Annotated in this window: 23 protein-coding genes; 12 read left to right on the top strand and 11 right to left on the bottom strand. The window is 67.1% G+C overall.

Annotated features, from left to right (window positions below; translation table 11 throughout):
• Window positions 1-114: 114 nt before the first annotated feature.
• Complete coding sequence (locus OMP44_RS13085) at window positions 115-1,326, top strand: putative DNA modification/repair radical SAM protein (RefSeq protein WP_017640984.1); 1,212 nt, start codon at window positions 115-117, stop codon at window positions 1,324-1,326.
• A complete protein-coding gene (locus OMP44_RS13080; protein WP_280308719.1) occupies window positions 1,327-2,769 on the top strand; it encodes a UdgX family uracil-DNA binding protein in 1,443 nt (480 codons plus the stop codon). It abuts the gene before it with no gap.
• Here the strand turns inward: OMP44_RS13080 and OMP44_RS13075 are convergent.
• Both OMP44_RS13075 and pilT read right to left on the bottom strand, forming a co-directional pair.
• Complete coding sequence (locus OMP44_RS13075; protein ID WP_133861457.1) at window positions 2,766-3,908, bottom strand: PilT/PilU family type 4a pilus ATPase; 1,143 nt, start codon at window positions 3,906-3,908, stop codon at window positions 2,766-2,768. The genes OMP44_RS13080 and OMP44_RS13075 overlap by 4 nt on opposite strands.
• Entirely contained in the window at window positions 3,908-4,942 is a 1,035-nt protein-coding gene (gene pilT, locus OMP44_RS13070; protein WP_007161666.1) for a type IV pilus twitching motility protein PilT, read from the bottom strand. The genes OMP44_RS13075 and pilT overlap by 1 nt, the downstream gene beginning before the upstream one ends.
• A 126-nt stretch (window positions 4,943-5,068) precedes the next feature.
• Between pilT and OMP44_RS13065 the strand changes: the two genes are divergently transcribed.
• The 9 genes from OMP44_RS13065 to OMP44_RS13025 all read left to right on the top strand — a co-directional run bounded on the left by OMP44_RS13065 (window position 5,069) and on the right by OMP44_RS13025 (window position 13,312).
• Window positions 5,069-5,764, top strand: coding sequence for a YggS family pyridoxal phosphate-dependent enzyme (locus OMP44_RS13065; RefSeq protein WP_187980364.1), 696 nt, complete (start codon window positions 5,069-5,071; stop codon window positions 5,762-5,764).
• 9 nt (window positions 5,765-5,773) lie between these two features.
• Entirely contained in the window at window positions 5,774-6,592 is an 819-nt protein-coding gene (gene proC / locus OMP44_RS13060; protein ID WP_280308714.1) for a pyrroline-5-carboxylate reductase, read from the top strand.
• A 9-nt stretch (window positions 6,593-6,601) separates the two neighbouring features.
• Entirely contained in the window at window positions 6,602-7,195 is a 594-nt protein-coding gene (locus tag OMP44_RS13055) for a YggT family protein (protein ID WP_017640989.1), read from the top strand.
• A 118-nt stretch (window positions 7,196-7,313) separates the two neighbouring features.
• A complete protein-coding gene (locus OMP44_RS13050; protein ID WP_133861460.1) occupies window positions 7,314-9,272 on the top strand; it encodes a dynamin family protein in 1,959 nt (652 codons plus the stop codon).
• A 108-nt stretch (window positions 9,273-9,380) separates the two neighbouring features.
• Window positions 9,381-10,520, top strand: coding sequence for a homoserine O-succinyltransferase MetX (gene metX, locus OMP44_RS13045; RefSeq protein WP_133861461.1), 1,140 nt, complete (start codon window positions 9,381-9,383; stop codon window positions 10,518-10,520).
• Window positions 10,521-10,525: 5 nt separating this feature from the next.
• Window positions 10,526-11,146: a methionine biosynthesis protein MetW gene (gene metW, locus OMP44_RS13040; RefSeq protein WP_133861462.1), complete on the top strand. Its 621-nt coding sequence runs from the start codon at window positions 10,526-10,528 to the stop codon at window positions 11,144-11,146.
• Between the two features lie 83 nt (window positions 11,147-11,229).
• A complete protein-coding gene (rdgB, locus tag OMP44_RS13035; RefSeq protein WP_133861463.1) occupies window positions 11,230-11,823 on the top strand; it encodes an RdgB/HAM1 family non-canonical purine NTP pyrophosphatase in 594 nt (197 codons plus the stop codon).
• Window positions 11,820-12,971, top strand: a complete 1,152-nt coding sequence (hemW, locus tag OMP44_RS13030) for a radical SAM family heme chaperone HemW (RefSeq protein ID WP_280308709.1) — start codon at window positions 11,820-11,822, stop codon at window positions 12,969-12,971. Before rdgB ends, hemW begins: the two co-directional genes overlap by 4 nt.
• Window positions 12,972-12,985: 14 nt before the next feature.
• Window positions 12,986-13,312, top strand: a complete 327-nt coding sequence (locus OMP44_RS13025) for a DUF3392 family protein (protein WP_133861465.1) — start codon at window positions 12,986-12,988, stop codon at window positions 13,310-13,312.
• On the opposite strand, the gene OMP44_RS13020 is transcribed toward OMP44_RS13025, so the two are convergent.
• The 5 genes from OMP44_RS13020 to OMP44_RS13000 all read right to left on the bottom strand — a co-directional run bounded on the left by OMP44_RS13020 (window position 13,309) and on the right by OMP44_RS13000 (window position 17,464).
• The gene (locus tag OMP44_RS13020) at window positions 13,309-15,042 is read right to left on the bottom strand and encodes a putative bifunctional diguanylate cyclase/phosphodiesterase (protein ID WP_280308705.1); all 1,734 of its coding nucleotides are present in this window, start codon (window positions 15,040-15,042) and stop codon (window positions 13,309-13,311) included. The genes OMP44_RS13025 and OMP44_RS13020 overlap by 4 nt on opposite strands.
• Before the next feature lie 169 nt (window positions 15,043-15,211).
• Window positions 15,212-15,922 carry a tRNA (guanosine(46)-N7)-methyltransferase TrmB gene (gene trmB / locus OMP44_RS13015; RefSeq protein ID WP_133861467.1) on the bottom strand — a complete coding sequence of 237 codons (711 nt, stop codon included), beginning with the start codon at window positions 15,920-15,922 and terminating at the stop codon, window positions 15,212-15,214.
• Window positions 15,923-15,990: 68 nt separating this feature from the next.
• On the bottom strand, window positions 15,991-16,773 hold the full coding sequence (locus OMP44_RS13010) for a thiazole synthase (protein ID WP_280308703.1): 783 nt from the start codon (window positions 16,771-16,773) through the stop codon (window positions 15,991-15,993).
• A 19-nt stretch (window positions 16,774-16,792) separates the two neighbouring features.
• Window positions 16,793-16,993: a sulfur carrier protein ThiS gene (gene thiS, locus OMP44_RS13005; RefSeq protein ID WP_017640999.1), complete on the bottom strand. Its 201-nt coding sequence runs from the start codon at window positions 16,991-16,993 to the stop codon at window positions 16,793-16,795.
• Between the two features lie 93 nt (window positions 16,994-17,086).
• Window positions 17,087-17,464, bottom strand: a complete 378-nt coding sequence (locus tag OMP44_RS13000; protein WP_133861469.1) for a DUF423 domain-containing protein — start codon at window positions 17,462-17,464, stop codon at window positions 17,087-17,089.
• 68 nt (window positions 17,465-17,532) lie between these two features.
• Between OMP44_RS13000 and mtgA the strand changes: the two genes are divergently transcribed.
• On the top strand, window positions 17,533-18,234 hold the full coding sequence (mtgA, locus tag OMP44_RS12995) for a monofunctional biosynthetic peptidoglycan transglycosylase (RefSeq protein ID WP_133861470.1): 702 nt from the start codon (window positions 17,533-17,535) through the stop codon (window positions 18,232-18,234).
• A 228-nt stretch (window positions 18,235-18,462) separates the two neighbouring features.
• Here the strand turns inward: mtgA and rpoH are convergent, their stop codons facing one another.
• The 4 genes from rpoH to ftsY all read right to left on the bottom strand — a co-directional run bounded on the left by rpoH (window position 18,463) and on the right by ftsY (window position 22,611).
• Entirely contained in the window at window positions 18,463-19,317 is an 855-nt protein-coding gene (gene rpoH / locus OMP44_RS12990; RefSeq protein ID WP_064309252.1) for an RNA polymerase sigma factor RpoH, read from the bottom strand.
• 161 nt (window positions 19,318-19,478) lie between these two features.
• Window positions 19,479-20,489 (bottom strand): permease-like cell division protein FtsX, encoded by a 1,011-nt coding sequence (ftsX, locus tag OMP44_RS12985; protein WP_158893568.1) that lies wholly within the window; start codon window positions 20,487-20,489, stop codon window positions 19,479-19,481.
• Window positions 20,486-21,160: a cell division ATP-binding protein FtsE gene (gene ftsE, locus OMP44_RS12980; RefSeq protein WP_133861472.1), complete on the bottom strand. Its 675-nt coding sequence runs from the start codon at window positions 21,158-21,160 to the stop codon at window positions 20,486-20,488. Before ftsE ends, ftsX begins: the two co-directional genes overlap by 4 nt.
• Window positions 21,157-22,611, bottom strand: coding sequence for a signal recognition particle-docking protein FtsY (gene ftsY, locus OMP44_RS12975; RefSeq protein WP_273861865.1), 1,455 nt, complete (start codon window positions 22,609-22,611; stop codon window positions 21,157-21,159). The genes ftsE and ftsY overlap by 4 nt, the downstream gene beginning before the upstream one ends.
• Window positions 22,612-22,742: the final 131 nt, after the last annotated feature.

Below are 22,742 nucleotides of genomic sequence, written 5' to 3'. Positions count from 1 at the left end.
CGGGTCGCTACCGCCCGGCGGAGTGTCGCTCCACTCGGCGCCGCCCGGCGCAAAGCCATTGAACGACGCTCCGCTTCCTGGATACTGTATGCAATCACAGTCCAGGAGATCTCGATGGAGCTCGCCGACAAGCTGATCATTCTCGCCGATGCCGCCAAGTACGACGTGTCCTGCGCCAGCAGCGGTGCGCCCAAACGCAGCTCGAAGGGCAAGGACGGCCTGGGCTCGACCGATGGCATGGGCATCTGCCACAGTTTCACCCCCGATGGGCGCTGCGTGGCGCTGCTCAAGGTGCTGCTGACCAACTTCTGCCAGTACGACTGCCAGTACTGCGTCAATCGTCGTAGCAGCAACGTGCCGCGGGCGCGCTTCACGCCCGAGGAAGTGGTGCAGCTGACCCTCGACTTCTACCGGCGCAATGTCATCAGCGGATTGTTCCTCAGCTCCGGCATCATCCGCTCCTCCAACTACACCATGGAGCAGATGACCCGGGTGGCCCAGCTGTTGCGCGAACAGCACCAGTTCCGCGGCTACATCCACCTCAAGACCATTCCCGACGCCGATCCCGAGATCATCGCCCAGGCGGGTCTCTATGCCGATCGCCTGTCGGTCAACATCGAGCTGCCCACCGAGAGCAGCCTGATCAAGCTGGCGCCGGAAAAGAACGGCAGCAGCATCCGCAAGACCATGGGCAACATTCGCCTGGGCCTGGAGGAAGCCGAGGCCGAAGCCAAGGCACCGCGTTTCGCCCCGGCGGGCCAGAGCACCCAGATGATCGTGGGTGCCGATGCCACCGACGACCGCACCATCCTCGACACCGCCCAGACGCTGTATGGCGCCTATCGCCTCAAGCGCGTCTACTACTCGGCCTTCAGCCCCATTCCGGAAAGCCCGGGCACGGTGCCGCTGCAACCGCCACCCCTGCTGCGCGAGCACCGCCTGTACCAGGCCGATTTCCTCATGCGTGGCTATGGCTTCCAGGCGGAGGAGTTGCCTACCGAAGACGGCCAGCTGCCGCTGGACGTTGACCCCAAACTGGCCTGGGCGCTGCACAACCGCGCCATCTTCCCGCTGGATCTCAATCGGGCCGACCAGGCGCTGATCGCCCGGGTGCCCGGCATCGGCGTGCTCTCAGCCAAGCGGCTGGTAGAGCTCAGGCGCGAGCGGCGCATCCGCTACGCCGATCTGATCCGCCTGAAATGCAGCGTGGAGAAGGCACGACCCTTCATCATCACCCAGGACTACCGGCCACAGCCGCGTCTGGCCGAGTCCCTCGACCTGCGCCGGCAACTCGCCGAACCGCCTGCCCAGCTCGCCCTGCTCTAGATGCAGAGAGTCGATTTCGACGGCACCTTCGCCGGCTGGCGCAAGGAAGCGCGCCGGTTGCTCCAGGCGGGTATCGCCCCGGCCCAGGTGAGCTGGCAGGAGAGTCGTGGGCTGGGCGATCTGTTCGACGAACCGGTCGAGGCCACGGCACCGCCGCCGAGTGGCGCCATACGCATTCCGCCGCAACTGGCCGAGGCCCTGAACTACGCCGCCTGCTTTCGCAGCGATGATCGCTGGGCTCTGCTCTACCAGGTGCTCTGGCGGGTCGCGCGGGGGGAACGGGCGGCGATGCTGGCCGGTGACGAGGATGGCAGCGAATTGCAGCGCCGGGTCAAGGCGATCCGCCGCGAGATCCACCATGTGCATGCCTTCCTGCGCTTTCGGCCGCGGGCGGAAAGCGCCGGTCCGCCGGCCTGGGTGGCCTGGCACCAGCCGGCCCACGACGTCCTGGCCCTGGCGGCGCCGCATTTCTGCGACCGCATGGGCAACAGCAGCTGGCTGATCGCGACCCCCGAGGCGGCCGCGCTCTGGGACGGCCAGGCGCTGCAACTGGTGGAGCCCTGCCCCGCCGAGCTGCAGCAGCTGGCGCGGCAGACCCCGGAAGACGATGACCGCAACGCCGGCGATGAACTCTGGCGCGCCTATTACCGGAGCACCTTCAATCCGGCGCGGGCCAATCCGCGCACCCTGAGGGGCAACATGCCGGCGCGCTTCTGGAAGGATTTGCCGGAAGGGTCGCTGATCCCGGCGCTGCTCAGCGAAGCCCGCGCTGGCGCCCAGCGCCTGGCCCAGGCCGAGGCCGTGGGTCGCCAGAGCGGTCGCGAGGTATTGATCGCCGCGGAACGTGCGCAGCCGGAGCGACCGCTGCCCACCACCCTCGATGACTGCCGCCGCTGCGAGCTGTGGGAAAAGGCCACCCAGCCGGTGGCCGGCGAAGGCCCGCGTACCGCGCGCATCCTGCTGCTGGGCGAACAGCCCGGTGATCAGGAAGACCTGGCGGGTCGGCCCTTCGTCGGCCCGGCCGGGCAGGTGCTGATGGCGGCGCTGGCCGAGGCCGGCCTCGAGCGCAGCGAGGTATTCCTGACCAATGCGGTCAAGCACTTCAAGTGGATTCCCCAGGGGCGCAGACGCAAGCACGTCACCCCGGGACCGGAGATCGCCCCCTGCCGCTACTGGCTGGAGCAGGAATTGCGCGACATCCAGCCGACGGTGGTGGTGGCCCTGGGCTCGACCGCTCTGGAAGCCCTGCTCAAGCGCAAGCCCCGGGGCCTGGCGCAGTTCATGGGACGACCGCTGCGGCTGGACGAGCGCTGGATCATCGCCACCTATCACCCTTCCTACATCCTGCGCACCCCGGACGCCGAGCAACAGGAGCAGGCGCGCCAGGCCCTGGTGGCGGCCCTGCGCGAGGCCAAGACCCTGGCAGCCGAAGGCGAAGGCTAGCGGAAGCGCTTGGGCGGATCGTCGCCCATGTCCACCGAGAGATTGCGGGTGGTCTGATTGAGGTGATCGGCATCCGTCTCCGACCCCAGCTTGATCATCAGCCGCAGGTCATTGGCGGAATCGGCGTGGGCCAGGGCCGCTTCGTAGCTGATCTCACCGTCACGATAGAGGCTGTAGAGCGACTGGTCGAAGGTCTGCATGCCCAGTTCGCCGGACTTCTTCATCAGCGCCTTGAGTTCATGCACCTCGCCCTTGCGGATCAGGTCGGCGACCAGCGGGGTATTGAGCAGCACCTCGATCACCGCGCGCCGCCCCTGGCCGTCGGTGGTGGGCACCAGCTGCTGAGCGACGATGCCCTTGAGGTTGAGCGACAGGTCCATCCAGGTCTGGCCGTGCCGATCGGCCGGGAAGAAGTGGATGATGCGATCCAGCGCCTGGTTGGCGTTGTTGGCGTGCAGGGTGGCCAGGCACAGGTGACCGGTCTCGGCGAAGGCCAGGGCGTGCTCCATGGTGTCGCGACTGCGGATCTCGCCGATCATGATGACGTCCGGTGCCTGGCGCAGGGTGTTCTTCAGCGCCACCTCGAAGGACTCGGTGTCGATGCCCACCTCGCGCTGGGTGACGATGCAGCCCTGGTGCTGGTGGATGTATTCGATGGGGTCCTCGATGGAGATGATGTGCCCCGCCGAGTTCTTGTTGCGGTGGCCGATCATGGCCGCCAGCGAAGTGGACTTGCCGGTGCCGGTGGCGCCGACGAAGATCACCAGGCCACGCTTGGTCATGGCCAGCTTCTTGATGATCTCCGGCAGGCGCAGCTGCTCGACCGTGGGGATGTTGACCTCGATGCGGCGCAGCACCATGCCCACCAGGTTGCGCTGATAGAAGGCGCTGACCCGGAAGCGGCCGATGCCCCGGGCGCTGATGGCGAAGTTGCACTCGCGCTTCTGCTGGAATTCCTGGCGCTGCTCGTCGTTCATCACCCCCAGCACGATGGCTCGGCACTGATCCGGCGTGAGCGAATCCTTGGTGACCGGCGTCATGCGCCCGTTGATCTTCATCGAGGGGGGCACGCCGGTGGTGATGAAGAGGTCGGACGCCCCCTTGTCCACCATCAGCTGCAGGAACCTGTCGAAATCCATCAGAAGTTCTCCGGCGTCTTGGCCTTCTCGCGGGCCGCGTCGCGGCTGATCAGTCCCTTGGCCAGCAGCGCCTTGAGGCACATGTCCAGGGTCTGCATGCCCAGGCCGCCACCGGTCTGGATCGAGGAATACATCTGCGCCACCTTGTCCTCGCGGATCAGGTTACGGATGGCCGGGGTGCCGATCATGATCTCGTGGGCCGCCACCCGGCCGCCGCCGACCTTCTTCAGCAGGGTCTGGGAGACCACTGCCTGCAGGGATTCGGACAGCATGGAGCGCACCATGGACTTTTCTTCCGCCGGAAAGACGTCCACCACCCGGTCGATGGTCTTGGCCGCCGAGGTGGTGTGCAGGGTGCCGAACACCAGGTGCCCGGTCTCGGCCGCGGTCAGCGCCAGGCGGATGGTCTCCAGGTCGCGCAGCTCGCCGACCAGGATGATGTCCGGGTCTTCGCGCAGCGCCGAGCGCAGGGCCTCGGAGAAGCCCAGGGTGTCGCGGTGCACCTCGCGCTGGTTGACCAGGCACTTCTTGGATTCGTGGACGAATTCGATGGGGTCCTCGATGGTGAGGATGTGGTGGTACTTGGTGTTGTTGAGATAGTCGAGCATGGCCGCCAGGGTGGTGGACTTGCCCGAACCGGTGGGCCCGGTCACCAGCACCAGGCCGCGCGGAACGTCGGTGATCTTCTTGAACACCTCGCCCATGCCCAGCTCTTCCATGCTCAGCACCTTGGAAGGGATGGTCCGGAACACCGCGCCGGCGCCACGATTCTGGTTGAAGGCATTGACCCGGAAGCGCGCCACGCCCGGCACCTCGAAGGAGAAGTCGGTCTCCAGGAATTCCTCGAAGTCCTTGCGCTGCTTGTCGTTCATGATGTCGTAGATCAGCGCGTGCACCTGCTTGTGCTCGAAGGCCGGCAGGTTGATGCGGCGCACGTCGCCGTCGACGCGGATCATCGGCGGCAGGCCGGCGGACAGGTGCAGGTCGGAGGCGCCTTGCCGCGCGGAAAAGGCCAGCAATTCGGTGATATCCATGGGACTCCCAGATGTCGAGCAAGCAGGTAGAATGCCGCGCAGCACTGGCGGTCTGACCTGGTCACCGCCACTCACTCATCCGGTACGCCGAGGCCTGCCGGATGCGCCGACGCAAGCAGGGGCTGAATGTCCACGATAGCCGAGAATAGCGCAACCGTACTCGAACGCATCGCCGCCGCCAGCCGGACGGCAGGCCGCGATCCCGCGACTGTCGGCCTGCTGGCGGTGAGCAAGACCAAGCCCGCCGCCGCCTTGCGCGAGGCCGCCGCCGCGGGCCTGCGCGACTTCGGCGAGAACTACCTGCAGGAGGCGCTGGACAAGCAGCCGGCGCTGGCCGACCTGCCACTGGTGTGGCATTTCATCGGCCCCATCCAGTCCAACAAGACCCGCGCCATCGCCTGCCACTTCGACTGGGTGCATTCGGTGGATCGCCTGAAGATCGCCCAGCGCCTCGCCGAACAGCGCCCGCCCGAGCGCGGGCCGCTGAACATCTGCCTGCAGGTCAACGTCAGTGGCGAGGCCAGCAAGTCCGGCTGCCACCCCGACGACCTGCCAGCCCTGGCCGCCGCGGTCAGCCAGTTGCCCAACCTGCGCCTGCGTGGCCTGATGGCCATCCCCGAACCCACCGAGGACCCGGCCAGCCAGCGCGCCGCCTTCGCCCGACTGCGCACCTTGAGCGAAGCCCTGAACCTGGGCCTGGACACCCTGTCCATGGGCATGAGCCAGGATCTGGAAGCCGCCATCGCCGAAGGGGCCACCTGGGTCCGCGTCGGTACCGCCCTCTTTGGCGCCCGTGACTACGGCGCCACCCCTTCAACCTAGGAAGTCTCGATGAAAGACACCCGCATCGCCTTCATCGGCGCCGGCAACATGGCCGGCGCCATCATCGGCGGGCTGCTCGCCCAGGGCGTACCGGCCCGGCAGCTCAGCGCCAGCAATCGCAATCCGGCCAAGCGCGAAGCCCTGGCCCGAAACCATGGCATCCGCGTCGAGGCCAGCAACAGCGCCGTGCTCGCGGATGCCGACGTGGTGGTGCTGGGGGTGAAGCCCCAGGTGATGAGCGAGGTCTGCCAGGAGCTGGCGCCCCATCTGCGCCCGGACCAGCTGATCGTCTCGGTCGCCGCCGGCATCACCTGCGCCAGCCTGACACTCTGGCTGGGCCAGCGCGCCCTGGTACGCTGCATGCCCAACGTGCCTTCGCAGCTGCGCCTGGGTGCCAGCGGCCTGTTCGCCAATGACCAGGTCACTGCCGAACAGCGCGCCCGTGCCCAGGAGATCCTCGCCGCGGTCGGCCTGGCCCTCTGGGTCGAGGAAGAACAGCAGCTGGACGCGGTCACCGCCGTCTCCGGCAGCGGTCCGGCCTATTTCTTCCTGCTGATGGAAGCCATGACCGAGGCCGGCACCAAGCTCGGCCTGCCGGCCGAGGTCGCCCAGCAGCTGACCCTGCACACCGCCCGCGGCGCCGCCGCCATGGCCTGTCAGGGCGACCGCAGCCCCGAACAATTGCGCCGCTCGGTGATGTCCCCCAAGGGCACCACCGAACGCGCCATCGAAACCTTCCAAGCCGGGGCCTTCGCGGACCTGGTGGAAGAAGCCCTCACCGCCGCGGCCGACCGGGCTGCGGAACTGGCCCAGTTGCCGGATCGATAAGGAGTATCCATGTCCGCTTTCGCCCAAGCTCTCGTCTACGTCATCCAGACCCTCGGCAGCCTTTATCTGCTGATCATCCTGCTGCGCTTCATCCTGCAGCTGGTGCGGGCCGACTTCTACAATCCGCTGTCGCAATTCACCGTGCGCGCCACCCAGCCGCTGCTCAAGCCGGTACGGCGCATCATTCCCGGCTTCGGCGGCGTCGATCTGGCGGCCCTGGTGCTGGCGATCCTGGTCCAGCTGGCGCTGATGATGGTCGTGGTGGTGCTGCTCGGCGCCAGCATCGGCGGCCTGTTCCCTGCCCTGCTGATCTGGGCGCTGCTGGGCGTGGCGTCGCTGTTCCTCAAGGTGTTCTTCTTCGCCCTGATCGTCAGCGTCATCCTCTCCTGGGTCGCGCCCCAGACCCACAACCCGGCGGCCGAGCTGGTCAACCAGATCTGTGAGCCGTTGCTGGCGCCTTTCCGCCGCATCCTCCCGAGCCTGGGTGGCCTGGATCTGTCGCCGATCTTCGCCTTCATCGTGATCAATCTGCTGGACCGCTTCGTCATCGGCCAGCTGGCCGCGGCCACCGGCATGCCGCAGATTCTCGCCCCCTTCCTCTGACGCACCACTCGCGCACCCGCCACGACCGCCTGCCGCGTCGTGGCGGAGGCGGCATTGACGTCCCGCTGGACGCTGGGGCACCGTCCAGCCTTTGCTGTTCAGGTCAAGGAAGTCCCCTATGGAACGCCTGTTCCGCCACGTCGATGCCTATGCCACGTGGAAAGCCGAACTCGATACCCAATTGGGCCGCTACCGCGACTGGTTGCAGCGTAATCGTCTCGCCTCCCCCGCGCTGGACGCCGCCCTGGCGACCTGCCAGAGCGAACTGCAGGCCGACGGCATCACCCTCGCCTTCGCCGGCGAGTTCTCGCGCGGCAAGACCGAGCTGATCAACGCCCTCTTTTTCGCCGACTACGGCCAGCGCATGCTGCCGTCCCAGGCCGGGCGCACCACCATGTGCCCCACCGAGATCTTCTATGACGCCGCGGCCGACGGTCCCTATCTGCAGCTGCTGCCCATCGACAGCCGCCTGGACGAGCGCAGCCTGACCGCCTGGCGCAAGGCGCCCGAGGCCTGGCAGCGCTTCGCCCTGGACGACCGTCACCCGGACGCCATGGCCGCCCTGCTGGCCAAGGTCACCGAGACCCGCGAGGTGGAAACCGCCGCCGCCGTGCAGCTGGGCTTCGATCCCGAGCAGCTGGAACAACTCGACAGCGACGGCCTGGTCAGCATCCCGGCCTGGCGCCACGCGCTGATCAGCATCGACCATCCGCTGCTGCGCCAGGGCCTGCGCATCCTCGACACCCCCGGCCTCAACGCCCTGGGCGCCGAGCCGGAACTGACCCTGTCGCTGCTGCCCCACGCCCAGGCCGTGCTCTTTCTGATCGGTGCCGACACCGGCGTGACCGCCTCGGATCTCGCGCTCTGGGAGCAGTGCGTCAAGCCCTCGCTGGGAGATGCCCCGGAGCGGCTGTTCGCGGTAATGAACAAGATCGACAGCCTCTGGGACGACCTCGGCGGGGTCGCCCATGTCGCCCAGTCCCTGGAAAACGTCCGCCAGGCCAGCGCCCGGCAACTGGCGCTGCCGGCCGAACACATCCTGCCGCTGTCGGCCAAGCAGGCGCTGCTGGGCAAGGTCCGCGGCGATCTGGAACTGCTCGCGCGCAGCCAGCTGGACAGCCTCGAACAGCTGCTCGCCGAACGCATCGTCGGCGCCCGCGAGCGTCTGTTGCAGCAGCGCATCGTGCAGCAGGCCAGTGGTCTGCTCGGCGCCAGCCGGACGCTTATCGAACAGCGCCTGGAGGCCATTCGCGCCCAGTACGCGCAACTGGCCGACGAGGAACTGCCCGGTGCCGGCCTGGAGTTGCAGACCGCTCGCACGCGCCAGGAGTACGACCTCTACCACCGCCGCCTGCTGGATCTGCGCACCACCCAGAACATGCTGGCCGGGCAGCGCAAGCTGCTGACCGACCTGGTCGCGCCGGAGCGCCTGGACGCCCACCTGGACACCGCCCGCCGGGAATTTCGCACCAGCCTGACCACCGTCGGCATCAACCAGTCCATCACCCGTTTCTTCCGCGTGGTCGAGCATGACCTGCTGGCCCTGGACAACGAGGCGGATCGGGCCAACAAGGTGCTCGGCGCGGTCTACCAGCGGCACAATGTGGAGAATCCGCTGCATCCCCTGGAAGCGCCGCGACTGCGCATCCGCCCCTATGTCCGCGAGCTGCGCCAGCTGCAACTCAAGACCGAGGAGGTGCAGCGCCAGGTCAAGACCCTGCTCACCGAGCAGAGCGCCCTGGGCCGCCGCTTCTTCGCCACCGTCGCCCAGGAGGTCCAGGCGCTGCAGGAAGGCGCCCACGCCCAGGTGCTGCGCTGGAACGACGGCGCCCTGACCCCGCTGGTGCAGCACACCCGCGAGCAGAAGCAGTTGCTGGAAACCAGCATGCTGGCGCTCAAGCAGCTCACCCAGCAGAACCTCAACAGCCAGGAGCAGGTGCGTCGGCTGCAGGTGCACGAGGACGTCCTGCACGGGCAGCTCAGCGAGGTCAGCGACATGCTCAAGCAGATCAACCGGCCGGCACCGTCCCAACGCCACGACAACGTGGTCGCCCTGCCGCTGGCGCGGGTCGGCTAGCCCCACCCGCCACGCGCGGCGCGATCCCTGGCCGCCGCGCCACGCCTGCCCTTGCCGCTCCCGGCGGTGCTCTTTAGACTGGCGAGCCCCGCCCCGGACGAGCCGTCAATGCCCAGCGTCATTCCCGAAGATTCCGTCGGCCTGGTCACCCCCGAGCTGCTGCACTTCAACGAGCCCCTGGCCCTGGCCTGTGGTCGCACCCTGCCGGCCTACGACCTGATGGTCGAGACCTATGGCGAACTCAACGCCAGTCGCAGCAACGCCGTGCTGATCTGCCACGCGCTCTCGGGCCATCACCACGCGGCCGGCTACCACAGCATGGACGACCGCAAGCCGGGCTGGTGGGATAGCTGCATAGGTCCCGGCAAGCCCATCGACACCCGCAAGTTCTTTGTCGTCGCCCTCAACAACCTGGGCGGCTGCAACGGCTCCACCGGCCCCAGCAGTCCGAACCCCGAGACCGGTCGGGCCTATGGCGCGGACTTCCCGGTGCTGACCGTGGAGGACTGGGTCAACAGCCAGGCCCGGCTGGCCGATCGCCTGGGTATCGGGCAGTGGGCGGCGGTGATCGGCGGCAGCCTGGGCGGCATGCAGGCGCTGCAGTGGACCATAAGCTATCCCGAGCGCATCCGCCACTGCCTGGCCATCGCCTCGGCACCCAAGCTGTCGGCGGAAAATATCGCCTTCAACGAGGTGGCGCGCCAGGCCATCCTTTCGGACCCGGATTTCCACGCCGGCCACTTCCAGGAAAAGGGCGTGATCCCCAAGCGCGGCCTGATGCTGGCGCGCATGGTCGGCCACATCACCTACCTGTCCGACGAGGCCATGGGCGAGAAATTCGGTCGCGAACTCAAGACCGACCAGCTCAACTACGACTTCCACAGTGTCGAATTCCAGGTGGAGAGCTACCTGCGCTACCAGGGCGAGGAATTCTCCGGCCGCTTCGACGCCAACACCTACCTGCTGATGACCAAGGCGCTGGACTATTTCGATCCGGCCCATGCCCAGGGCGGCGACCTGGCCAAGACCCTGGCCGGAGTGCAGGCGCGTTTCCTGATCGTCTCCTTCACCACCGACTGGCGCTTTTCGCCGGCGCGCTCCAAGGAGATCGTCAACGCCCTGATGGCCGCGCGCAAGGACGTCAGCTACCTGGAGGTGGACGCCCCCCAGGGGCATGACGCCTTCCTCATCCCCATCCCGCGCTATCTGCAGGCCTTCTCCCACTACATGACCCGCATCGAGGTATAGCTGCCGTGCGCGCCGATCTGGACATCATTCAGGAATGGATCCCCGCCGGCAGCCGGGTCCTCGACCTCGGTTGCGGCACCGGCGAGTTGCTCGCCTGGCTGCGCGATCACAAGCAGGTCACCGGCTACGGCTTGGAGATCGACCCGGACAAGATCGCCGAATGCCTGCTCAAGGACGTCAACGTCATCGAGCAGGATCTCGACGGCGGCCTGGCCAACTTCGCCAGCGACAGCTTCGACGTGGTGGTCATGACTCAGTCGCTGCAGGCCATGCAGTACCCGGATCGCATCCTCCAGGAGATGCTCAGGGTCGGTCGCCAGTGCATCATCACCTTTCCCAATTTCGGTCACTGGCGTTGCCGGCTGTACCTGGGCGGCCGGGGGCGGATGCCGGTCTCGGACTTCCTGCCCTACACCTGGTACAACACACCGAACATCCACTTCTGCACCTTCGAGGACTTCGAACGCCTCTGCCGCGAACAGCGTGCCCAGGTGCTGGATCGTCTCGCCGTGGACCGCCTGCATCGTCATGGCTGGGCCAGCAAGCTGTGGCCAAACCTGCTCGGCGAGATCGGTATCTACCGGGTCAGCGCGCCGCACCTGCACGACCTGCGCGTCGCGATATGACGTAAGGCACGGGCGGCGCAGCCAGCCTGGGCACGGCTTCGCGTACAATACGCCGCCCTTCTCAACGCGACGCGGTGTCTCCCATGTCCGACCTTACCGAACTGGTTCTCGCCAGCCACAACGCCGGCAAGCTCAAGGAACTCCAGGCCATGCTCGGCGACCGGGTGCGGGTGCGCTCGGTGGGCGAATTCAGCCAGGTGGAACCCGAGGAAACCGGGCTGTCCTTTGTCGAGAACGCCATCCTCAAGGCGCGCAACGCGGCGCGGCTGTCCGGTCTGCCGGCCCTGGCCGACGATTCGGGCCTGGCGGTGGATGCCCTCGGCGGTGCTCCCGGCATCTATTCCGCCCGCTACGCCGACGGTAAGGGCGATGCCGCCAACAACGCCAAGCTGCTCGACGTGCTGCGTGACGTCCCCGACGCCGAGCGTACCGGCCAGTTCGTCTGCGTGCTGGCCCTGGTGCGCCACGCCGACGATCCCTTGCCGATCCTCTGCGAGGGCCTCTGGCCCGGGCGCATCCTCCATGCCGCCCAGGGCGAGCATGGCTTCGGCTACGATCCGCTGTTCCAGCCCGATGGCGAAGCGGTCTCCGCGGCCGAACTGGCGCCGGCGGAAAAGAACCAGCGCAGCCATCGCGCCCGCGCCATGGCCCAGCTCAAGCAACGGCTCGGCCTGTGACCCAGGTGTTCGCCCTGCCGCCACTGGCGCTCTACATCCATATCCCCTGGTGCGTGCGCAAGTGCCCCTATTGCGACTTCAACTCCCATGCGGCCGGCCCGACCCTGCCGGAGGCCGAGTATGTCGATGCCCTGCTGGCGGATCTGGACAACGACCTGGCGCACGTCCATGGCCGCCCGCTGACCTCGATCTTCTTCGGCGGCGGCACGCCCAGTCTGTTTTCCGCCGCGGCCCTGGGCCGTCTGCTGGATGGCGTGGCCCGGCGGCTGAGCTTCGCGCCGGATATCGAGATCACCCTGGAGGCCAATCCCGGCACCTTCGAGCAGGCCAAGTTCGTCGCCTACCGCGGGCTGGGCATCAATCGGCTGTCGATCGGCATCCAGAGCTTCCAGGACGCCAAGCTCAAGGCCCTGGGGCGCATCCACGGCCGCGATGAAGCCATTCGCGCCGCCGACCGGGCGCGCGCCGCCGGCTTCGACAATTTCAACCTGGACCTGATGCACGGCCTGCCCGAGCAGAGCGTGGCCGATGCCCTCGGCGATCTGGAGCAGGCCATCGCGCTCGCGCCCACCCACCTGTCCTGGTACCAGCTGACCATGGAGCCCAACACGGTGTTCTGGAGCCAGCCACCGGAGCTGCCCGAAGACGACACCCTCTGGGACATCCAGGAAGCCGGCCAGGCGCGGCTGGCGGCCGCCGGTTACCACCAGTACGAGACCTCTGCCTATGCCCAGCCCGGGCGCCAGGCGCGGCACAATCTCAACTACTGGGGCTTCGGCGACTTCCTCGGCATCGGCGCCGGCGCCCACGCCAAGCTCAGCGCCCCGGACGGCACCCTGCAGCGCACCTGGAAGACCCGCCTGCCCAAGGACTATCTGGACCCGGCCAAGACCTTCCAGGCCGGCGCGAAACCCCTGGCGCCAGCCGACCTGCCCTTCGACTTCATGATGAACGCCCTGCGCCTGGTGGACGGGGTGCCCGCCGCCTGGTATCCGCAGCGGACCGGTCAGTCCCTGGACAGCCTGGCGCCCGCACTGGCCGCGGCGCGCCGCGCCGGCCTGCTGGCCGAGGATGAACAGCGGCTGCGCCCCACCGCCCGCGGCCAGCTGTTCCTGAACGACCTCTTGCAATCCTTTCTGCCTGACTGACGAGGAGCTCTGCCTTGGACTTCGTACTCGACCATATCGCCGACCTCTCCCGCTGGAGCCGCAGCCACCTGGACGAGGTGGCCCTGGCGGTCACCGCCACTCTGCTGGTGCTGTTCGGCAGCCAGGTCAACGCCTTCATCCAGGCGCGGCTGGGCAGCCTGCCGACCGCCGTTCGGATACCGGCCTTCGCCCTGGCCTGCCTGGCCATCTATGGCGCCGCCATGACCTTCCTGACCCCCTGGGTGGTCAAGGGCCTGGCGCAGTTCAACAACTATGCCCTGGCCCCGGTGCTGCTGATCGGCGTCTGCCTGCTGGGCGTGCTGGCCGAACGCCGTAGCTAGCGGCAGCGGGCGGGGATACCGTCCAGCAGGCACTCCAGGGATTGCGGGCGACCCAGCAGGAAGCCCTGGAAGGTGTCCACGCCCAGGTCCTTGAGCAATTCGAACTGGGCCTGGGTTTCCACCCCTTCGGCGACGATCTGCATGTCCAGAGCGCGGCACAGGCTGACGATGCCGGCCAGCAACTGCCGGGATCGGTCGTCGGCGTCCACCGCCAGCAGAAAGCTGCGGTCGATCTTGATGGTGTCGAAGGGCAGGCGGTGCAGATAGCCCAGCGACGAATAGCCGGTGCCGAAATCGTCCATCGCCACCCGAAAGCCCTGCTCGCGCAAGGCGGCCAGGCGCCGCTCCGGCGTGCCCTGCTGCAGGAATACCGATTCGGTCACCTCCAGCTCCAGCGCACTGGGCTCGATGCCGAATTCGGCGCAGGCGGCCGCGAGAACCTCGGCCAGTTCATCATCGGCCACCTGCAGCGGCGAGATGTTGACTGCCACCGGGATCTGCAGACCGGCGTCCTGCAGGGCCCGGGCGCAAGCGGCCGCGCGGCGGATCGCCAGCCGCCCGAGGGCCGAGGCCATGCCGTTCTGCTCGGCCAGGGCGACGAAGACGTTGGGCGGCACCGCCCCGACGCCCGGACAGTTCCAGCGCGCCAGCAACTCGGCGCTGACCATGCGCTGGCGGGCATCGAACTTGGGCTGCAGGACGAAGGTGATGAGCTCCGCCTCGATGGCGCCGTGCAGATGGGCCAGCAGGGTCACCTTGCTGCGCGCCTCGCAGGTCAGCTGCGGATCGTAGCAGCGCACCCGGCTCTTGCCGGCCGCCTTGGCCGCGTACATGGCGGCATCGGCATTGCGCAGCAGGGTCTCCACATCCAGTCCCTCTTCGGGCGCCAGACTCAGACCGATGCTGGCCGATACGCGGATATCGTGGCCGGCGATGCACTGCTGCCGGCCCACCGCCTGCACCAGTTGCTCGGCGACCTGACGGGCCTGATCGCGATCGCTCACGTCCAGCAGGGCGACGAACTCATCGCCGCCCCAGCGCGCCAGCACCTCACCGGCCCCCAGCACCTGGCGCAACTCGCGCACCAGGGCGCAGAGCAGTTCGTCACCGGCAGCATGGCCCAGGGAGTCGTTGACCTCCTTGAAGCCGTCCACATCGATGAACAGCACCGCGAGGTTGCCGGTCTCTTCGAGGTCCTGCAGGCGCGTCTCGAAGTCCTGGTAGAAGGAGGTGCGATTGGGCAACTGGGTCAGGGCGTCGCTGAGCGCCATGCGCTCCAGCGCCTGTTCGGTGCGCTTGCGCTCGGTGATGTCCCTTAGACTGGCGACCACGTAGCCTTCGCGATCCGCCTCGCCGGCGAAGCGACTCAGACTGATCTCCACCGGCGTGATCCGCTTGGCGGAGACGTGGAACTGGGCTTCGCACAGGGCATAGCCGTCGCGCTCGAAGGTACGGATGGCCGCCTCGGGCAACTTGATGTAGTGCGACAGGTACTGGCCGCTGACACTGCGCTCCGCACTGAGCATCAGGGCGCGCAGGGCGTCATTGGCTTCGATGATCTGCCCGCTTTCGGTCAGCACGGCCATGGCGTCGCGGCAGAGGGCGAAGGCTGAAGCGATGAGGTGCAGCGAGCGCTCGGTGCGCTGGCGAGCGCTACGCTCGACTTCGAGCCAGCGGCGTACGGCGTGCAACTCGGCCGTCGGCGAATCGGGACGGACCAGATCCCTCATGGAATCCGCCGCTCACAAAGGGCGGCACGGGACCGGTTGGCGTTCTTGAAGAGGACTGACATCCAGGTGTCTCTGTGAATTCGACTGCAACCGCCATCACAGCAGGGCAATTGGCCATCATGCCAATTGCCCGTCGGCAGCTCAAGATCGATTCGTCAGAGATACACGGTCAGCTCTGGCGTTCGAACTTGAGATCCCAGACGCCATGCCCCAGGCGCTCGCCACGGCGTTCGAACTTGGTGATGGGTCTTTCCTCGGGGCGCGGCACATAGCCCGAGGCGTCGCCGAGATTACGGTAACCCGGAGCGGCGTTCATGATCTCGAGCATGTGTTCGGCATAGGCCTGCCAGTCGGTGGCCATGTGCAGCACCCCGCCGACCCTGAGCTTCTGCCGGACCAGTTCGGCGAAGGCCGGCTGGACGATACGGCGCTTGTGGTGACGGCTCTTGTGCCAGGGATCGGGAAAGAACAGCAGCACCCGGTCCAGACTGGCATCGGCCACGCACTGCCGCAGCACCTCGAGGGCATCGCAGCTGTAGACCCGCAGATTGGTCAGGCCCTGGGTCATGGCGCCATTGAGCAGCGCGCCCACGCCCGGGCGATGCACCTCGACGCCGATGAAATCCTGCTCGGGCGCGGCGGCGGCCATTTCCAGGGTGGAATGGCCCATGCCGAAACCGATCTCGAAGGTGCGCGGCGCCTGGCGGCCGAACGCCTGGTCGAAATCCTGCAGGCCGTCGGTCAGCTCCAGACCGAAGCGTGGCCAACCCTGGTCGAGACCGCGTTGCTGGCCTTCGGTCATGCGGCCGGCGCGCATCACGAAGCTCTTGATGGTGCGCCGGGGGCGGTCGGGGGTCTGGTCGTCTTGATGATCGGTCATGGCGTTATCGATAGTGGGAAAAAGAGACGCCCGGCAGAGGCCGGGCGCGTGATGGAGGGCGCCAGGTCCTAGTTGACCAGGCCGTCCAGCGGCGAGGAGGCCGTGGCATAGAGCTTGCGCGGCATGCGCCCGGCCAGATAGGCCAGGCGACCGGCGACGATGGCGTGCTTCATGGCTTCGGCCATCAGCACCGGCTCGCGGGCATGGGCGATGGCGCTGTTCATCAGCACCGCTTCGCAACCCAGCTCCATGGCGATGGTGGCGTCGGAGGCGGTACCCACCCCGGCATCCACCAGCACCGGCACCTTGGCCTCTTCGAGGATGATGCGCACGTTGTAGGGATTGCAGATGCCCAGGCCCGAGCCGATCAGACCGGCCAGTGGCATGACGGCGATACAGCCGATGGCCTCCAGCTGGCGGGCGACGATGGGATCGTCACTGGTGTAGACCATGACGTCGAAGCCGTCGGCGACCAGCGTCTCGGCGGCCTTGAGGGTCTCGATGACGTTGGGGAACAGGGTCTTCTGGTCGGCCAGGACTTCCAGCTTGACCAGGTTGTGACCGTCGAGCAGCTCGCGCGCCAGGCGGCAGGTGCGCACCGCTTCCACCGCGTCATAGCAGCCGGCGGTGTTCGGCAGGATGGTGTAGCGCTCGGGTGAGATCACGTCGAGCAGATTGGGCTCGCCGGGCGTCTGGCCGATGTTGGTGCGACGCACCGCCACGGTGACGATCTCGGCACCGGAGGCCTCGATGGCCACGCGGGTCTCTTCGAGATCGCGGTACTTGCCGGTCCCGACCAGCAGACGCGACTCATAGGTGCGCCCGGCCAGGGTAAAGGGAGTGTCTTTCATCTGGATTCCTCTTGCGCGGCTAGCCGCCGCCGATGGCGTGGACCACTTCCAGCCGGTCGCCGTCCACCAGGGCGGTGGTGGCGTGCTGGCTGCGCGGCACGATGTCGAGGTTGCGTTCCACCGCTACCCGCCGCCCGGTCAGGTCGAGACGCACGAGCAGGTCGGCGACGGTGGCGCCGTCCGGCAATTCAAGGGATTCGCCGTTCAACAGAATCTGCATGGCAAAGGCATCGTCACGGGGTGAGCCGGCATTCTACGCCGGTCGGGCGTGCATTGCAGCGGCGCTGGGCCGGGAACGACGGCCAGTGCGCGGTCAGAGACTGCTCAGGCGCCAGGCGAGGATGGCCAGGCAGGCCCAGCCGGCGAGAAAGCACAGCCCGCCGAAGGGGGTGATGATGCCCAGCCGCGCGATGCCGGTCAGCGTCAGCAGATAGAGGCTGCCGGAAAACAGCAGGATGCCGGCGATGAAAAAGCCACCGGCCCAGGCCACCAGGCGCCCCTGGAAGTGCAGCGACAAGAGGGCGACGCCAAACAGCGCCAGGGCATGGATGAGCTGATAGAGGACGCCGGTCTGGAACACGGCCAGGTAGTCGGCGGTCAGTCGGCCCTTGAGTCCATGGGCGGCGAAGGCGCCGAGTCCGACACCGGTGAAGCCGGCCAGGGCCGCGAACAGCAGGAAGAGACGCAACATGGGTTTTACCGGGCGATGGAAGAGAAGCGCTGGTTATAATGGCCCGCTAACCGCCAAAGACCAAGCCGATGCTGCTCACCCTCCTCCGCCGTCTCCTGCGTATCGCCCTCTGGTTCGCCGTCCTCAGCGCCGCTCTGGTGCTGATCCTGCGCTGGGTGCCGCCGCCGGGCAGCATGCTGATGGTGGAGCGCAAGGTCGAGTCCTGGATCGACGGCAAGCCCATCGATCTGCAGCGCGACTGGCGACCCTGGAAGGAGCTGCCGGACGATCTCAAGATGGCGGTGATCGCCGGTGAAGACCAGCACTTCGCCGAGCACTGGGGCTTCGACATGGCGGCGATCCGCCAGGCCTTCAGCCACAACGAAGCCGGTGGTTCCCTGCGCGGCGCCAGCACCATCAGCCAGCAGACCGCCAAGAACCTCTTTCTATGGAGCGGCCGCAGCTATCTGCGCAAGGCCTTCGAAGCCTGGTTCACCGTGCTGCTGGAAACCTTCTGGTCCAAGCAGCGCATCCTCGAGGTCTATCTCAACAGCGTGGAATGGGACGACGGCGTGTTCGGCGCCGAGGCAGCGGCCCGTCACCATTTCGGCATAGGCGCTCCCTACCTCTCCGACCGCCAGGCCAGCCTGCTGGCCGCCGTGCTGCCCAATCCCCGCGAATGGAGCCCGAGTCGCCCCAGCGCCTACGTCGCCGAACGCGCCGCCTGGATCCGCCAGCAGGAACGACAGCTGGGCGGTAGCGACTATCTCAGGCAGATGACCGGGCGGTAGCCAGGCAACTGGAAAACGCTGCGCGGTTTTCCACTCTACCGACTCAAGTTGATTGATGCGGTCGTGCCTTGATGCTCCATCGCGGCCATGGGCCGCTCCTACAGAAGCATCACACCCTGTAGGAGCGGCCCATGGCCGCGATACGCTGGGTCCCGTCCACAACAGGGTAAGGATTTTCGGACATGAAAAAACCGCACCCGGAAGTGCGGTTTTTGGTCAGCGACCGGATCAGGCGGCGATATTGCCCTTGAGCTTGTTCATCGCGTTCTTTTCCAGCTGACGGATACGCTCCGCCGAGACGTTGTACTTGGCCGCCAGCTCGTGCAGCGTCGCCTTTTCCTCGGCCAGCCAACGCTGGTAGAGGATGTCGCGGCTGCGGTCATCCAGATGCTCCAGGGCCTCGTGCAGATTGGCCGTGGAACTGTCGGTCCAGTCGGCTTCCTCCAGCTGACGCGCCGGATCGTAACGGCTGTCTTCCAGATACTGGGCCGGCGACTGATAGGCCGCATCGTCATCGGCATCGCTGGCCGGGTCGAAGGCCATGTCATGCCCGGTCAGACGACTTTCCATCTCACGCACTTCCCTTGGTTCGACACCCAGGGTTTCGGCCACGCGATGGACCTCGTCGTTGTTCAGCCAGGCCAGTCGTTTCTTCTGACTGCGCAGGTTGAAGAACAACTTGCGCTGCGCCTTGGTGGTGGCGACCTTGACGATGCGCCAGTTGCGCAGGATGAATTCGTGGATTTCGGCCTTGATCCAGTGCACGGCAAAGGACACCAGGCGTACGCCCATTTCGGGATTGAAGCGCTTCACGGCCTTCATCAGGCCGACATTGCCTTCCTGGACCAGGTCGGCCTGGGCCAGACCATAGCCGGAATAGCTCTTGGCGATATGCACCACGAAACGCAGATGCGCGAGCACCAACTGCCGGGCGGCCTCGACGTCTTCCTTGTAGAAGAGGCGCTCGGCCAGTTCACGCTCCCGCTCCGGCGTGAGCAGCGGAATGCTGTTCACCGAATGCACATAGGCTTCCAGGCTGGCGCCGGGAACCAATGTAGGAACAGGTTGCAACGAAGTGGTCATGCGAATCCTCCGATTCACTAAGCACTGGGCAGTCTAACACTGATTTTTTGGACAGCGCCAGACTAGCCGAGGTTCCCTTAACCCCAGCTGAAAACCACCGTGAAATGCTTGTGCCATCAGGGGTTTAGACCGTTTCCGCAGGTTTCGGAAACGGCCGTTCGTCAGCGCGGAGCGAGTTCGCGCAGATGGCGGGCAACCGCCAGCCAGGCGCCGATGTAGCCGAGCAGCACGGCGCCGATCAGCAGCTGCAGCCCGTCCTCGACGGCGACGCTGCCCAGGGCGAAATCACTGCCGTAGAGGCCGGCCAGATCCAGCACTGCGGCGTTGAGCCAGCTCAGGCCGAACACCAGCAGGGCCCAGGCGGCGATGCCGGCGCCCAGGCCGAACAGCGCGCCCATGTAGAGGAAGGGCCGGCGCACATAGCCGTCGGTGCCACCCACCAGCTTGACCACCTCGATCTCGGTACGGCGATTCTCGATGGCCAGGCGGATGGTATTGCCGATCACCAGCAGCAGGGCGATCACCAGCACCACGGTCAGGCCGAAGACGAAGCGCTCGCCGAGCTTGAGGATGGCGGTGAGCCGCTCGACCCACTGCATGTCCAGCTGCACCTGCTGCACGCCGTTCATCTCGGCCAGCTGACTGCGCAGCATGTCGAGACGACTCTTGTCGATTTCCCTGGGCGTCACGGCGATGACGCCGGGCAGCGGATTCTGCGGCAATTCGCGCAGCGCCTCACCCAGGCCGGCATCCTGCTGCAACTCCTTCAGGGCATCGTCCGGACTGATCCAGCGCGCCTCGGCCACATCGGGCAGGACCTTGATCTGGCTCATCAGCACCTCGGCCTGGTCCTGACCGGTGCGCAGGTCGAGAAACACCGAGATCTGCGCCGCGCGCTGCCAGGACCCGCCGAGTCGCTCGACGTTCTTCAGCAGCAGCGACACGCCCATGGGCAGCGCCAGGGCAATGCCCATCACCAGGCAGGTAAGGAAGGTGCCTATGGGCTGCTGCACCATGCGCCTGAGGCTGTCCCTCAGGCCGGTGCGGTGGGCTTCGAGGTAGGCATGCAGCGGACTGCGCCAGTCGCTCTTGGGTTTCTGCGGGGCCTGGCGCTGCGGACGCTGGGGTTTGCCGCCCTGTTCCTGGCCACGGGGCAGTTCGTTGCCACTCATGACTGGCTCTCCTCTTCGTCACCGATCAGGCGACCGCGCTGCAGGGTCAGCATGCGATGGTGCAGGCGGGCGATGAGCGCATGGTCGTGGCTGGCGATCAGCACCGTGGTGCCGAGACTGTTGATGTCCTCGAAGACGCCCATGATCTCCGAGGCCAGGCGCGGATCGAGGTTGCCGGTGGGTTCGTCGGCGAGCAGCAGGGCTGGCCGATGCACCACGGCGCGGGCGATGCCGACCCGCTGTTGCTGGCCGGTGGACAGCTCGGCCGGATAGTCGTCGAGCTTGTCCTTGAGGCTGACCCGCTCCAGCGCAGAGGCGACGCGCTTGGCGATCTCGGGCTTGGACAGGCCGAGGATCTGCAGCGGCAGGGCGACGTTGTCGAACACGGTGCGGTCATGGAGCAGCTGATGGTTCTGGAAGACCACGCCGATCTGCCGGCGCAGAAAGGGAATCTGCGCATTGGTGATGCGCGAGATGTCCTGGCCGGCCAGGGTCAGCTTGCCGCCGGTGGGCCTTTCCATGGCCAGGATCAGCCGCATCAGGGTGCTCTTGCCGGCGCCGGAATGACCAGTGACGAAGAGAATCTCGCCGCGTTCGGCACGGAAGCTCAGTTCCTGCAGGCCGACGTGACCATTGGGATAGCGCTTGGAGACGCGGTCGAACTGGATCATGAGACGCCCCGCTCCGCGAACAGGGCCTGGACGAAGGGCCGCGCCTCGAAGGGCCGCAGGTCGTCGATGCCTTCGCCGACGCCGACATAGCGGATCGGCAGGGCGCTCTGCTTGGCCAGGGCGAAGATCACCCCACCCTTGGCGGTACCATCGAGCTTGGTCAGCGCCAGGCCGGTCAGGGGCACCGCATTGTGGAACTGCTTGGCCTGGTTGAGGGCGTTCTGGCCGGTACCGGCGTCCAGCACCAGCAGGGTCTCGTGGGGCGCCGCCGCGTCCAGCTTGCCGATCACCCGGCGCACCTTGCGCAGCTCTTCCATGAGGTTGTCCTTGGTGTGCAGGCGGCCGGCGGTGTCGGCGATCAGCACGTCGATGCCGCGGGCCTTGGCGGCCTGGACGGCATCGAAGATCACCGAGGCGGAATCGGCGCCGGTGTGCTGGGCGATCACCGGGATGCGGTTGCGCTCGCCCCAGACCTGCAACTGCTCGACCGCCGCGGCGCGGAAGGTATCGCCGGCCGCCAGCATGACCTTCTTGCCGTCGCTCTGCAGCCGCTTGGCCAGCTTGCCGATGGTGGTGGTCTTGCCGGCGCCGTTCACGCCGACCACCAGGATGACGTAGGGCTTGTGCGAGGTATCGATCACCAGCGGCTGTTCCACCGGCAGCAGCATCTCGGTGAGCTCCTGCTGCAGCGCCTGGTAGAGCGCCTCGCTGTCGGCCAGCTGCTTGCGTGCCACCTTCTGGGTCAGGTTGCGCATGATGACGCCGGTGGCCTCGACGCCGACGTCGGCGGTCAGCAGGCGGGTCTCCAGCTCTTCGAGCAGGTCGTCGTCGATGACCTTCTTGCCGAGGAACAGGCTGGCCATGCCCTCGCCGAGACTGGCGCTGGTCTTGGACAGGCCCTGGCGCAGGCGGGCGAAGAAGCCCAGCTTGGCGGGTTCGGTCGGCGTGGCGGCGACGGCTGGCGGAGCAGGTTCGGGCTCGGGCGCCACCACCGCGGGCTCGGAACGGACCGGAGCAAGGGGCGCTACCGGTACGACCGGGGCGGGAGCAGGCTCAGGAGCGGGCGCCGGCACAACCGGAGGTAGCGGTGTGACCGGCACGGCCACCGGGTCGGGCTCCACCTCGGGCGCCATCACCGGCTCGACCTCGACCGGCGGCACGATGGGATCGGTCACCAGCGGCTCGACCAGCGCCGTGAGCGCCACCGGCGACGGCGCCTCCTCTTCGGCGACCGGGACCGGGGTCAGCGAGGGGATCGCCTCCGGCGGCTCGGGCACCGGCTCCGGGTGCTGCACCGGCTCGCTGGCCAGCGGCGCGGGCAGGCGCTCCTCGGCGTCGGGCGCGGGGGTTTCGGCAGGCGTCTCTACGGGTTCGGCAGTCTTCTTGCGGAACCAGCCGAACAGGCCTTTCTTCTCCGTGGGGGGAGACTTCTTGTCGTCGGATCCAAACATGCGGGGCTCTGTATCGAACGGACGAGCCGGCTGCGGGAGCTCCGCCAGGCGGGGCTCGACCGTCAGGCATGGCCGTCGGGAAAAGGGATGCGTATCCTAGCAGCCTGCCGGGCGGAAGACCTCCCCGTCGG

Source organism: Pseudomonas flavocrustae (assembly GCF_029872515.1).
Taxonomy (GTDB): domain Bacteria; phylum Pseudomonadota; class Gammaproteobacteria; order Pseudomonadales; family Pseudomonadaceae; genus Chryseomonas; species Chryseomonas aestiva.
The sequence above is the reverse complement of the archived record's forward strand: the minus strand, read 5'-3'. Positions and strand labels throughout refer to the sequence as shown.